The organism is Flavobacterium sp. DSR3-2 (genome assembly GCF_049896525.1).
Lineage (GTDB): Bacteria > Bacteroidota > Bacteroidia > Flavobacteriales > Flavobacteriaceae > Flavobacterium.
In genome coordinates, this window is sequence record NZ_JAFCUM010000007.1 from 112,614 (window position 1) to 124,611 (window position 11,998).

Sequence of the window (11,998 nt, forward strand, 5' to 3'; positions counted from 1 at the left end):
TCAATTACTATCCTTTTATATTTGCAATAAATTGATCGAATAAATAAGAGGAATCATGTGGCCCAGGACTTGCTTCAGGATGATATTGAACTGAGAAACAATTTTTGTTTTTCATTCGCATTCCCGCGACAGTTCCATCGTTTAAATGAAGATGTGTAATCTCTAAATCAGGATGATTGTCAAGCTCTTCTTTATTTACAGCAAAACCATGATTTTGCGAAGTGATTTCCCCTTTTCCAGTAATCAAATTTTTCACGGGGTGATTTATACCTCGATGACCATTGAACATTTTATAAGTTGAAATCCCATTTGCCAAACCAATTACTTGGTGTCCCAGACAAATTCCGAATAAAGGTTTATTATTTTCCAAAATCTCCTTAGCCACTTGAATAGCTCCCGACAGAGGTTCAGGATCACCAGGGCCATTTGACAAGAAATAACCATCCGGATTAAATTCAGCTAAATCTTGATATGATGAATTATAAGGATATACTTTGATATAGCAATCTCTTTTAGCAAGGTTGCGAAGAATATTTGCTTTAATTCCTAAGTCAAGAGCGGAGATTTTATAGGTTGCATTTTCATCTCCAAAAAAGTAAGGTTCTGTTGTAGAAACTTTAGAAGCTAATTCTAAACCTTTCATATCAGGAACTTTAGCCAAAGTCATTTTTAGTTCTTCTAATGGAGTTTCATCTGTACAAATTATGGCATTCATAGCACCGTTGTCACGGATATAGCTTACTAAAGCACGTGTATCTACATCAGATATACAGATAAGATTTTGCTTTATAAAATAATCCTCTAAACTTCCTGAAGCATCTACACGAGAATAATTGAAGCTAAAGTTTTTACAAACTAAACCAGCAATTTTTATGCTTTGCGACTCAACTTCAGCATCATTTACGCCATAATTTCCAATATGCGCATTCGTAGCTACCATTAGTTGACCAAAGTAAGATGGATCTGTAAATATTTCTTGGTAACCTGTCATTCCTGTATTAAAACAAACTTCTCCAAAAGTAGTTCCGCTAATTCCAATAGATTTTCCGTGGAATATGGTTCCGTCACTTAATAAAAGGATTGCTTTTTGTCGTGTTGTGTATTTCATTCTTTGATTTCTATTAGTTTTTTAATGGTCTCATGCAACTCGAGCAAACTCGTTACATGAGTAATTAAGTATTTTGCAAATTTAATTCTTTAAAACAGTGAATGCAATGTTTTATAAAAATTTATGTTTTTTAAGTACTCTTGTGTAAGGAAAAAGTTCTAAAATAGCCCCGATTAAAGTGGAAATCCTTTTTCTTTTTTCTTTAAAAAAGAAAAAGATTGCAACGGAAAGCGGGAGGACTAGTTTTGAAGAACTCCAAATGCCGTGCTTCGAAACACATCAAAAAAAAAGGATAAACTATAAATAGCTTATCCTTGATTTTATTGAATGATTATTTTCATAATTACTCAGCAGTCTCTGTAGTTGTTTCAGTTTCGGCAGCTGGTGCTTCAGTAGCATCATCTTTCTTAGCTTTACCACCACGACGGCTTTTTGCTTTCTTAACTTCTTTTTTACCACCATTGTAAAGCTCATTGAAATCTACCAATTCGATCATTGCCATATCAGCATTATCTCCTAAACGATTTCCAACTTTAATGATACGAGTGTATCCACCTGGACGGTCTCCTACTTTAGCAGCTACGTCTCTGAACAAGTCAGTTACAGCATATTTGCTACGTAAGTAAGCAAAAACGATACGACGATTGTGAGTCGTATCTGCTTTAGATTTTGTTATAAGCGGCTCAACAAATTGTTTAAGCGCTTTTGCTTTAGCGACAGTGGTGTTAATACGTTTGTGCTCGATAAGAGAACAAGCCATATTAGCTAACATAGATTTTCTATGCGCAGTCTGTCTGCTTAAGTGATTGAATTTTTTTCCGTGTCTCATTGCTATGTAAATTTAAACCTTGCGGCTTAGATTATTCTTTATCTAGTTTATATTTTGCTAAATCCATACCGAAGTTTAAATTTTTAACTGCAACAAGTTCATCAAGTTCAGTTAAAGATTTTTTACCAAAATTACGGAATTTCATTAGGTCATTTTTATTGAACGATACCAAATCACCAAGTGTATCAACTTCAGCCGCTTTCAAACAATTTAATGCTCTAACAGAAAGATCCATATCGACAAGCTTAGTTTTAAGCAATTGTCTCATGTGTAATGATTCTTCATCATATGATTCTGTTTGTGCAATTTCGTCAGCCTCAAGTGTAATTCTTTCGTCAGAGAACAACATAAAATGGTGTATTAAAACTTTTGCAGCTTCAGTAAGAGCATCTTTTGGATTGATTGAACCATCAGTTTTGATTTCAAAAACTAATTTTTCATAATCTGTTTTTTGCTCTACACGAAAGTTTTCAATTGCATACTTTACATTCTTTACCGGAGTAAAAATGGAGTCAGTAAAAATAGTTCCAATTGCAGCATTCTGTTTTTTGTTCTCTTCAGCAGGAACATATCCTCTACCTTTTTCGATAGTTAAATCGAAATTTAGTTTGATTTTACTGTCTAAATTACAGATAACAAGTTCCGGATTCAAAACTTGGAAACCTGAAATAAATTTTTGAAAATCACCAGCTGTTAATTGATCTTTACCTGAAACAGATATAGTAACTGATTCATTATCAATATCTTCAATTTGACGTTTGAAACGTACTTGTTTAAGATTAAGGATAATTTCGGTAACGTCTTCAACAACTCCTGGAATAGTAGAAAATTCATGATCTACACCTTCAATGCGAACAGATGTAATTGCATAACCTTCTAATGCTGAAAGCAAAACTCTTCTAAGTGCATTACCAACGGTCAATCCGTAACCAGGTTCTAAAGGTCTGAATTCAAACTTACCTTCAAAATCGGTTGAATCGATCATGATAACTTTATCGGGCTTCTGAAAATTAAATATTGCCATAAATTTCGACTAAGTCAATTATTATTTGTTGTACAACTCTACGATTAATTGTTCTTTAATGTTTTCTGGGATTTGAAGTCTCGCAGGTACAGAAACAAAAGTACCTTCTTTGATATCACTATTCCAAGTAATCCATTCATAAACATGACTTGAATTAGATAAAGAACGTTCGATAGCTTCTAAAGACTTAGATTTTTCACGAACAGCAACTTTATCACCAGGTTTAAGGTGGTAAGAAGCAATATTTACAACATCACCGTTGACAGTGATATGTCTATGAGAAACAAGTTGTCTAGCGCCTCTTCTAGAAGGAGCAATACCCATTCTAAAAACAACGTTATCTAATCTTGCCTCACATAATTGTAAAAGAACTTCACCTGTAACACCTTTAGTAGCTGACGCTTTTTTAAATAAACCTCTGAATTGTTTTTCTAAAATTCCGTAAGAATATTTAGCTTTTTGTTTTTCCATTAACTGGATAGCAAATTCAGATTTTTTACCTCTTTTTTTAGCCATCCCGTGTTGTCCGGGTGGATAATTTCTTTTTTCGAAAGCTTTATCGTCTCCGAAAATTGCTTCGCCGAATTTACGGGCGATTCTTGTACTTGGACCAGTATATCTTGCCATTTTAAATTGTTTAAGGTAGAGATTATGAATTCAGGTCTTATCCTTCGATAATCGTTATTCTACCCAGGTTATACTAAAAATATATTATTAAACTCTACGTCTTTTAGGAGGACGACATCCATTGTGAGGCATTGGAGTGACATCGATAATCTCTGTAACTTCAATTCCACCATTATGCAACGAACGAATAGCAGACTCACGTCCGTTTCCTGGTCCTTTAACATAAACTTTTACTTTTTTAAGTCCAGCCTCAAGAGCTACTTTACTACAATCTTCTGCTGCCATTTGGGCTGCGTATGGAGTGTTCTTTTTAGAACCTCTAAAACCCATCTTACCAGCTGAAGACCAAGAAATAACTTCACCTTTTTTGTTTGTCAAAGAAATGATGATGTTATTGAAGGTAGCAGAAATATGAGCCTCTCCCGTTGATTCAACGATAACTTTACGTTTTTTTGCAGTTGCTTTAGCCATATTACTTATTATTTAGTTGCTTTTTTCTTGTTGGCAACAGTTTTTCTTTTACCTTTTCTTGTTCTAGAGTTGTTTTTAGTTCTTTGTCCTCTTAAAGGAAGACCAGTTCTATGACGGATACCTCTATAACATCCAATATCCATTAAACGTTTGATGTTTAAAGAAACTTCTGAACGTAATTCTCCTTCAATTTTAAAAGTTGATACCGCTTCACGAATTGCTCCGATCTCGTCATCATTCCAATCTTGAACTTTTTTATCTTGGCTAACTTGAGCTTTTTCTAAAATCTCAACAGCTCTACTTTTTCCTAATCCAAAGATGTAGGTAAGTGCTATAACACCTCTCTTATTTTTTGGGATATCTACCCCTGCTATTCTTGCCATAATTATCCTTGTCTTTGTTTAAATCTAGGATTCTTTTTGTTTATTACGTACAATCTCCCTTTTCTTCGCACAATCTTGCACTCGGGACTTCTCTTTTTTACTGAAGCTCTAACTTTCATTTTGAATATCCTTTAATATCTATAAGTAATTCTTGCTTTTGACAAATCGTAAGGGCTCATTTCTAGTTTCACTTTATCACCAGGTAATAATTTGATGTAATGCATACGCATTTTTCCAGATATGTGGGCGATTACAATATGTCCGTTTTCTAATTCCACACGGAACATCGCATTTGATAATGCTTCAATGATTGATCCGTCTTGTTCTATTGCTGATTGTTTTGCCATAAAGTTAAGCTACTGCTTTTCTATTTTTACCACTTTTCATTAAACCGTCATAATGTCTGTTCAACAAATATGAATTGATTTGCTGCATTGTGTCTATGGCAACTCCAACCATAATTATTAATGAAGTACCTCCAAAAAACATTGCCCAAGATTGTTGAACATCCATAACACTTACAATTATAGCCGGGAACACAGCGATTAGAGCAAGAAATAAAGATCCTGGAAAAGTTATTAAAGACATCACTTTATCAAGATAATCCGATGTTTCAACTCCTGGTCTGATACCTGGAATAAACCCACCGCTTCTCTTTAAATCATCAGACATCTTATTAGTAGGAACAGTAATCGCAGTGTAAAAGAAAGTAAATACAATTATTAAAGTTGCAAATACAAAATTATACCAAAAACCAAACATATTACTAAAAGCGCCAACGACAGATTGTGATGCGTCAGATTTAGACAACCCAGCTAAAGCAGCTGGTATAAACATAATTGCTTGTGCAAATATTATCGGCATAACCCCTGACGCGTTAAGCTTTAAAGGAATCCATTGTCTATTGCCATTCAACATGTCTTGTTCGAAATCACCTGAAGTAGTGCGACGAGCATATTGAACCGGAATTCTTCTGACCGCCATTACTAAAAGTACACAACAAATAATAACCAATAACCAAATAATGATTTCGATAACCAATAACATTGGACCACCATTATTATTGGTAACCCTTGTTGTAAACTCCTGAATAAAGGCTTGAGGTAATCTAGCCAATATACCAACCATGATCAACAATGATATACCATTTCCAATTCCTTTATCTGTAATCTTTTCACCTAACCACATGGCAAAAATTGTACCTGTAACTAAGATAACTACTGAGGAAAATAAGAATTCAAAAGAATTGAATCCTAATAAAAATGCATTACTGGGTAATGTTCTATACAAATTGTAGATGTAAGTTGGACCTTGAACTAAAGTAATCCCTATTGTCAACCAACGAGTAATTTGATTAATCTTTTTTCTGCCACTCTCTCCATCACTTTGAAGTTTTTGCAAATAAGGAATCGCAATTCCCATCAACTGAACAACAATAGAAGCGGAAATATAAGGCATAATACCTAAGGCAAAAACGGAGGCTTGTGAAAAAGCGCCTCCAGTAAACATGTCAAGAATTGAACCAATCCCTTCTTTTGTTTGCCCAGCTAAATTACCTAATTGAGTAGCATCAATACCTGGCAGGGTCACTTGCGCCCCAAAACGATAAACCAAAAGTAAACCTAATGTTATTAAGATTCTATTTTTCAGTTCTTCGATTTTCCAAACATTACTTATTGATCCAATAAATTTCTTCATCTTAATTGAAAAATTACATTGTTACAGCTTCTCCACCAGCAGCTTCAATAGCAGCTTTTGCAGTAGCAGTAAATTTGTGAGCGGTTACTTTTAATTTTGCTGTCAATTCACCTCTACCTAAAATCTTAACGATTTCATTTTTGGTAGCTAAACGATTAGCAACATAAACTGTCATATCAACAGTATCTTTAATAACACCATTATCAACTAAAAGTTGAAGTGTATCAAGATTTACACCTTCGTAATCTTTACGATTGATGTTTGTAAAACCAAACTTAGGAACACGTCTTTGAAGCGGCATCTGCCCACCTTCAAAACCAATCTTTTTTGAATAACCAGAACGAGATTTTGCTCCTTTGTGACCTCTTGCAGAAGTACCACCTTTTCCAGAACCTTCTCCTCTACCTAATCTTTTATTTTGATTGTGTGTAGAACCTTCAGCAGGTTGTAAGTTACTTAAATTCATAACAGTATTTGTTATTTAGCTTCTTCAACAGAAACTAAGTGTTTAACTTTATTTATCATCCCAAGGATTGTAGGATTTGAATCGTGCTCTACAACTTGTCCCATTTTACGTAGACCTAAAGCTTCTAATCCTCTTTTTTGAGTAAGTGGACAGTTGATTTTGCTTCTAACTTGTTTTACTAATAATTTAGCCATAATTTCCTTGAATTAACCTTTAAAAACTTTTTCTAAAGAAACACCCCTTTGTTTTGCAACAGTGTAAGCACTTCTCATTTGTAATAAAGCATCAAAAGTTGCTTTCACTACGTTGTGAGGATTTGAAGATCCTTGAGATTTAGATAATACATCATGAATTCCCACTGATTCAAGAACCGAACGAACAGCTCCACCAGCAATAACTCCTGTACCATGAGAGGCAGGAATTAAGAATACACGTGCACCACCAAATTTACCTTTTTGTTCGTGAGGCACCGATTGACCATTCAAAGGAATTTTAACTAAATTTTTCTTAGCATCTTCCACTGCTTTCGCAATTGCCTCAGAAACATCTTTAGATTTTCCTAATCCGTGTCCAACCACACCATTTTCATCACCTACAACTACAATAGCAGAAAAACCGAAAGCTCTACCACCTTTTGTAACCTTAGTAACACGATTAACACTTACCAAACGATCTTTTAATTCAAGTCCACTTGGTTTTACTAACTCTACATTCTTGTATTTACTATTAGACATACTATATTAGAATTTAAGTCCAGCCGCTCTTGCGCCTTCCGCTAATGATTTAATACGTCCGTGATACAAATAACCTCCTCTATCGAAAGTTACTACTTCTATCCCAGCTATTAAAGCTTTTTCAGCAACTAGTTTTCCAACCGCTGTAGCAACTTCAATGTTCGTACCGTTACCTATTTCTTTTTCTCTTGAAGAAGCCGCCAACAATGTAACTCCGTTTACGTCATCAATAAGTTGAGCGTAAATTTCTTTGTTACTTCTAAAAACAGATAGTCTTGGATTAGTAGCAGTACCACTAATTGTTTTTCTAATTCTGAATCTAATTCGTTGTCTTCTTTCAGGTTTTGTTAATGACATAATCTTATTTTTTAAGCTGATTTACCTGCTTTTCTTCTTAATACTTCACCTACAAATTTAACACCTTTTCCTTTGTACGGCTCAGGTTTACGGAAACCTCTGATTTTCGCAGCTACCTGACCTAAAAGTTGTTTGTCAAATGATGTTAACTTAACGATCGGGTTTTTACCTTTTTCAGATATCGTTTCTAAAGTTACTTCTGGAGCAATTTCTAGAACTATATTGTGAGAGTAACCAAGTGCTAAATCTAATTTTTGTCCTTGATTTGAAGCTCTATAACCAACTCCTACCAATTCTAATGACTTAGTAAAACCATCTGTTACACCGATAATCATGTTATTGATTAAAGATCTGTACAAACCGTGTTTTGCTCTTTGGTCTTTGTGATCAGAAGACCTATCTACTTGAACTAGATCCCCTTCAACTGTTACAGTTACGTCCGAAAACTCCTGAGTTAGTTGACCATTTTTTCCTTTTACCGTAATAATACCATCAGCAACTGAAACAGTTACTCCTGCTGGTATTGTTACTGGGTTTTTACCTATTCTTGACATCTTATATAGTCTTTAAAATTAGTATACGTAACAAATTACTTCGCCACCAACATTTAATTGTTTAGCTTTCTTTCCAGTCATTAAACCTTTAGAAGTAGAAACAATAGCAATTCCTAATCCGTTAAGGATTCTAGGAATACTTGACGAACTTGAATATTTACGTAAACCTGGTTTACTAATTCTTTGGATATCTTTAATTACTGACTCTTTAGTATCTTTATCATACTTCAAAGCGATTTTGATTGAACCCTGAACAGCGTTGTCTTCAAATTTGTAACTCAAGATATAACCTTGATCAAATAAGATCTTAGTTATTTCTTTTTTTAGATTAGAAGCAGGAATTTCGACAACTTTGTGGTTTGCAGCCACAGCGTTACGAACTCTTGTCAAATAATCTGCAATAGGATCTGTATACATATGTATTAATTTGCGGTTTTGGTTTTCAACAAACGATTTGCCGAACCTAAAACCAATTTATAAATGTTTATGATACAGACAAAACGTAAGTTAAGTCTGTATCAGTACGTAATAAATTACGTCTTACCAAGATGCCTTTTTAACCCCAGGTATCAATCCGTTATTTGCCATTTCACGAAATGTAACACGTGAAAGACCGAATTGACGCATATACCCCCTTGGTCTACCTGTTAATTTACAACGATTGTGCAAACGAACTGGCGAAGCATTTTTTGGTAACTTTTGCAAACCTACGAAATCTCCAGCTTCTAACAAAGCTTTTCTTTTCTCTGCATACTTAGCTACTGTTTTTTCTCTCTTAACCTCGCGGGCTTTCATTGATTCTTTAGCCATGTCTTAATTCTTTTTAAAAGGTAATCCTAATTCTGTTAATAAAGACTTTGCTTCTTTGTCTGTTTTTGCGCTAGTTACAAAAGAAATATCCATTCCTGAAATTTTGTTTACTTTATCAATATCAATTTCTGGGAAAATGATTTGTTCCAAAACTCCAAGGTTGTAATTTCCTCTTCCGTCAAAACCAGTAGCTTTAATGCCACCGAAATCTCTAACACGTGGTAAAGCTGAAGTAATAAGTCTGTCTAAAAACTCATACATTCTTTCTCCACGCAAAGTAACTTTTGCTCCAATAGGCATCCCTTTTCTCAATTTGAATGACGCAACGTCTTTCTTTGAAATAGTAGATACTGCCTTCTGTCCAGTGATCTTTGTTAACTCATCAACTGCATAGTCAATAAGTTTTTTATCAGATACAGCTGCACCAACTCCTTTACTTAAAACGATTTTTTCCAGTTTTGGAACTTGCATTACGTTTACGTATCCGAATTCCTCTTTAAGAGCAGCAATTACTCTGCTCTTATATTCTTCTTTTAGTCTAGGTATATACTCCATTACTATAGTACTTGATTAGATTTTTTTGAAAATCTTACTTTCTTATCTCCTTCTACTCTAATACCTACTCTAGTTGTTTCCTTAGTTTTAGGATCAATTAAAGAAATATTAGATATTTGTATAGAAGCTTCTTTCTTTACGATACCACCCTGAGGGCTTTTTGCACTAGGTTTAGTATGTTTTGAAACCATGTTTACACCTTCAACAATCGCTTTATTCTTCTCACGGTATACACGCACTACCTTACCTTCAGCACCTTTATGGTCTCCAGCAATTACTCTTACAATGTCACCTGATTTTATTTTTAGCTTTATCATCTTAAAAACGAATTAAAGCACTTCTGGTGCTAATGATACAATTTTCATGAATTGTTTTTCACGAAGTTCTCTTGCTACCGGACCAAAAACGCGAGTTCCTCTCATTTCACCAGCAGCATTCAATAACACACATGCGTTGTCATCAAATCTAATGTATGAACCATCGGCTCTTCTTACTTCTTTTTTGGTACGTACAACAACTGCAGTTGAAACAGCTCCTTTTTTAACGCTTCCGTTAGGAGCAGTATCTTTGATAGAAACTACAATCTTGTCACCAACAGAGGCATACCTTCTTTTGGTACCTCCTAAAACACGGATAGTTAAAACTTCCTTTGCTCCAGTGTTATCTGCTACTTTTAGTCTTGATTCTTGTTGTACCATAATTATTTAGCTCTTTCTAAGATTTCAACTAACCTCCAACATTTTGTCTTACTTAAGGGACGCGTTTCGCTAATCCTTACAGTATCTCCAACGTTACAGTCGTTCTTTTCGTCGTGTGCGTGATACTTTTTAGTTTTCAACACGAACTTACCGTATAACGGGTGTTTTACTTTACGTACTTCAGCAACAACAATAGATTTATCCATTTTGTCAGAAGTAACAACACCAACTCTTTCTTTTCTTAAATTTCTTTTTTCTTCCATCTTTCAGCAGACTACAGTTATTGTCTTTTAGTAAGTTCGGTAGCTAATCTTGCAACTGTTCTTCTTACACCCCTAATTTGAAGTGGATTCTCAATTGGCGAAATAGCGTGAGCCATTTTTAGATCAGCATATGTTTTCTTAGTCTGGCTAAGCTTTTCTTGCAACTCTGCTGCAGAAAGATCTTTTATTTCTGATTGTTTCATAATATAATATAGATTATGCTTCGAAATCTCTAGCAACGACGAATTTAGTTTTTACTGGAAGCTTTTGAGCCGCAAGACGTAACGCCTCTTTTGCAACTGACAAAGGTACTCCTCCAACTTCAAACATAATTCTTCCGGGTTTAACAACGGCAGCCCAATACTCAACTGCCCCTTTACCTTTACCCATACGTACCTCAAGAGGCTTCTTAGTAATTGGTTTGTCTGGAAATATTTTGATCCATAATTGTCCTTCTCTTTTCATAAAACGAGTTGCAGCAATACGTGCAGCTTCGATTTGACGAGAGGTTAAGAACATTCCATCTTCATGTACAGATTTAATACCAAACATTCCATTAGAAAGTTCATGTCCTCTTTGAGAATTCCCTTTCATTTTACCTTTTTGTACCTTGCGGTATTTTGTTCTTTTAGGCTGTAACATTTTTCTTTAGTTTAAAAATTTACTTTCGTTTACGAGCGTCTGGTTTTCCACCTTTGTTAAAAGGTTTTCTATCTCCTCTTGGAGAATCATTACCTTTACCGCCAGCACCAGACTGTTTTTTGTCCATTCCGGCAAGTGGAGAAAGATCTCTCTTTCCGTAAACTTCACCTTTCATGATCCATACTTTGATTCCCATTCTACCATAAGTAGTATGAGCCTCAGCCAAAGCATAATCAATGTCAGCTCTGAAAGTTGATAGAGGAATTCTACCTTCTTTGAAACCCTCTGAACGAGCCATCTCTGCGCCATTCAAACGACCAGAAATCAAAACTTTGATACCTTCTGCGTTCATACGCATAGAGGCAGCAATAGCCATTTTGATTGCACGTCTGTAAGAAATTCTGCTTTCAATTTGACGACAGATGCTTGTAGCAACTAGATACGCGTCAAGTTCAGGTCTTTTGATTTCAAAGATGTTGATTTGAACCTCTTTGTCAGTAATTTTCTTAAGTTCTTCTTTTAACTTGTCTACCTCTTGTCCACCTTTACCGATAATGATACCAGGTCTGGCAGTAGTGATAGTAACGGTTACAAGTTTCAAAGTTCTCTCAATGATTACTTTTGATACACTAGCTTTTGATAAACGAGCATGGATATACTTTCTGATTTTATAATCTTCGGCAAGCTTATCACCGTAATCATTTCCACCATACCAGTTTGAGTCCCATCCTCTGATGATACCAAGTCTATTTCCAATTGGATTTGTCTTTTGTCCCATC

Annotated in this window: 23 protein-coding genes; all 23 read right to left on the reverse strand. The window is 34.9% G+C overall.

The window, feature by feature from the left end:
• Positions 1–7 precede the first annotated feature (7 nt).
• Positions 8–1,108, reverse strand: a complete 1,101-nt coding sequence (gene carA / locus ACP7AV_RS10190) for a glutamine-hydrolyzing carbamoyl-phosphate synthase small subunit (RefSeq protein ID WP_426091878.1) — start codon at positions 1,106–1,108, stop codon at positions 8–10.
• Between the two features lie 343 nt (positions 1,109–1,451).
• A complete protein-coding gene (gene rplQ / locus ACP7AV_RS10195) occupies positions 1,452–1,937 on the reverse strand; it encodes a 50S ribosomal protein L17 (RefSeq protein ID WP_426091879.1) in 486 nt (161 codons plus the stop codon).
• 31 nt (positions 1,938–1,968) lie between these two features.
• Positions 1,969–2,961 (reverse strand): DNA-directed RNA polymerase subunit alpha, encoded by a 993-nt coding sequence (locus ACP7AV_RS10200; RefSeq protein WP_091203658.1) that lies wholly within the window; start codon positions 2,959–2,961, stop codon positions 1,969–1,971.
• Positions 2,962–2,982: 21 nt separating this feature from the next.
• Positions 2,983–3,588: a 30S ribosomal protein S4 gene (gene rpsD, locus ACP7AV_RS10205; protein ID WP_426063440.1), complete on the reverse strand. Its 606-nt coding sequence runs from the start codon at positions 3,586–3,588 to the stop codon at positions 2,983–2,985.
• A gap of 87 nt (positions 3,589–3,675) precedes the next feature.
• Positions 3,676–4,059, reverse strand: coding sequence for a 30S ribosomal protein S11 (gene rpsK, locus ACP7AV_RS10210; RefSeq protein WP_024981527.1), 384 nt, complete (start codon positions 4,057–4,059; stop codon positions 3,676–3,678).
• 8 nt (positions 4,060–4,067) lie between these two features.
• Positions 4,068–4,442, reverse strand: coding sequence for a 30S ribosomal protein S13 (gene rpsM / locus ACP7AV_RS10215; protein WP_091203660.1), 375 nt, complete (start codon positions 4,440–4,442; stop codon positions 4,068–4,070).
• Between the two features lie 2 nt (positions 4,443–4,444).
• Positions 4,445–4,561 carry a type B 50S ribosomal protein L36 gene (gene ykgO, locus ACP7AV_RS10220; RefSeq protein WP_008992256.1) on the reverse strand — a complete coding sequence of 39 codons (117 nt, stop codon included), beginning with the start codon at positions 4,559–4,561 and terminating at the stop codon, positions 4,445–4,447.
• A gap of 12 nt (positions 4,562–4,573) precedes the next feature.
• A complete protein-coding gene (gene infA / locus ACP7AV_RS10225) occupies positions 4,574–4,789 on the reverse strand; it encodes a translation initiation factor IF-1 (protein WP_007136545.1) in 216 nt (71 codons plus the stop codon).
• A gap of 4 nt (positions 4,790–4,793) precedes the next feature.
• On the reverse strand, positions 4,794–6,140 hold the full coding sequence (gene secY / locus ACP7AV_RS10230) for a preprotein translocase subunit SecY (protein WP_426091880.1): 1,347 nt from the start codon (positions 6,138–6,140) through the stop codon (positions 4,794–4,796).
• Between the two features lie 13 nt (positions 6,141–6,153).
• On the reverse strand, positions 6,154–6,606 hold the full coding sequence (gene rplO / locus ACP7AV_RS10235) for a 50S ribosomal protein L15 (protein ID WP_066081007.1): 453 nt from the start codon (positions 6,604–6,606) through the stop codon (positions 6,154–6,156).
• Between the two features lie 11 nt (positions 6,607–6,617).
• Positions 6,618–6,800, reverse strand: coding sequence for a 50S ribosomal protein L30 (gene rpmD / locus ACP7AV_RS10240; protein WP_027310825.1), 183 nt, complete (start codon positions 6,798–6,800; stop codon positions 6,618–6,620).
• Between the two features lie 12 nt (positions 6,801–6,812).
• A complete protein-coding gene (gene rpsE, locus ACP7AV_RS10245) occupies positions 6,813–7,340 on the reverse strand; it encodes a 30S ribosomal protein S5 (RefSeq protein WP_035668102.1) in 528 nt (175 codons plus the stop codon).
• Positions 7,341–7,346: 6 nt separating this feature from the next.
• The gene (gene rplR, locus ACP7AV_RS10250; RefSeq protein ID WP_426063438.1) at positions 7,347–7,697 is read right to left on the reverse strand and encodes a 50S ribosomal protein L18; all 351 of its coding nucleotides are present in this window, start codon (positions 7,695–7,697) and stop codon (positions 7,347–7,349) included.
• Between the two features lie 11 nt (positions 7,698–7,708).
• On the reverse strand, positions 7,709–8,251 hold the full coding sequence (gene rplF / locus ACP7AV_RS10255; protein ID WP_426063437.1) for a 50S ribosomal protein L6: 543 nt from the start codon (positions 8,249–8,251) through the stop codon (positions 7,709–7,711).
• An 18-nt stretch (positions 8,252–8,269) separates the two neighbouring features.
• The gene (rpsH, locus tag ACP7AV_RS10260; RefSeq protein ID WP_026707006.1) at positions 8,270–8,668 is read right to left on the reverse strand and encodes a 30S ribosomal protein S8; all 399 of its coding nucleotides are present in this window, start codon (positions 8,666–8,668) and stop codon (positions 8,270–8,272) included.
• Between the two features lie 123 nt (positions 8,669–8,791).
• Entirely contained in the window at positions 8,792–9,061 is a 270-nt protein-coding gene (gene rpsN / locus ACP7AV_RS10265; protein WP_007136553.1) for a 30S ribosomal protein S14, read from the reverse strand.
• 3 nt (positions 9,062–9,064) lie between these two features.
• Positions 9,065–9,616: a 50S ribosomal protein L5 gene (rplE, locus tag ACP7AV_RS10270; RefSeq protein ID WP_426063436.1), complete on the reverse strand. Its 552-nt coding sequence runs from the start codon at positions 9,614–9,616 to the stop codon at positions 9,065–9,067.
• Positions 9,617–9,618: 2 nt separating this feature from the next.
• Positions 9,619–9,933, reverse strand: coding sequence for a 50S ribosomal protein L24 (gene rplX, locus ACP7AV_RS10275; RefSeq protein WP_091203664.1), 315 nt, complete (start codon positions 9,931–9,933; stop codon positions 9,619–9,621).
• A 12-nt stretch (positions 9,934–9,945) separates the two neighbouring features.
• Complete coding sequence (gene rplN, locus ACP7AV_RS10280; protein WP_026717863.1) at positions 9,946–10,314, reverse strand: 50S ribosomal protein L14; 369 nt, start codon at positions 10,312–10,314, stop codon at positions 9,946–9,948.
• A gap of 2 nt (positions 10,315–10,316) precedes the next feature.
• Positions 10,317–10,577: a 30S ribosomal protein S17 gene (gene rpsQ, locus ACP7AV_RS10285; RefSeq protein ID WP_091203665.1), complete on the reverse strand. Its 261-nt coding sequence runs from the start codon at positions 10,575–10,577 to the stop codon at positions 10,317–10,319.
• Positions 10,578–10,594: 17 nt separating this feature from the next.
• Positions 10,595–10,780 carry a 50S ribosomal protein L29 gene (gene rpmC, locus ACP7AV_RS10290; protein ID WP_091173697.1) on the reverse strand — a complete coding sequence of 62 codons (186 nt, stop codon included), beginning with the start codon at positions 10,778–10,780 and terminating at the stop codon, positions 10,595–10,597.
• A 13-nt stretch (positions 10,781–10,793) separates the two neighbouring features.
• Positions 10,794–11,219, reverse strand: a complete 426-nt coding sequence (gene rplP / locus ACP7AV_RS10295) for a 50S ribosomal protein L16 (RefSeq protein WP_007803637.1) — start codon at positions 11,217–11,219, stop codon at positions 10,794–10,796.
• Positions 11,220–11,238: 19 nt separating this feature from the next.
• On the reverse strand, positions 11,239–11,997 hold the full coding sequence (gene rpsC / locus ACP7AV_RS10300; RefSeq protein WP_426063435.1) for a 30S ribosomal protein S3: 759 nt from the start codon (positions 11,995–11,997) through the stop codon (positions 11,239–11,241).
• Position 11,998: the final 1 nt, after the last annotated feature.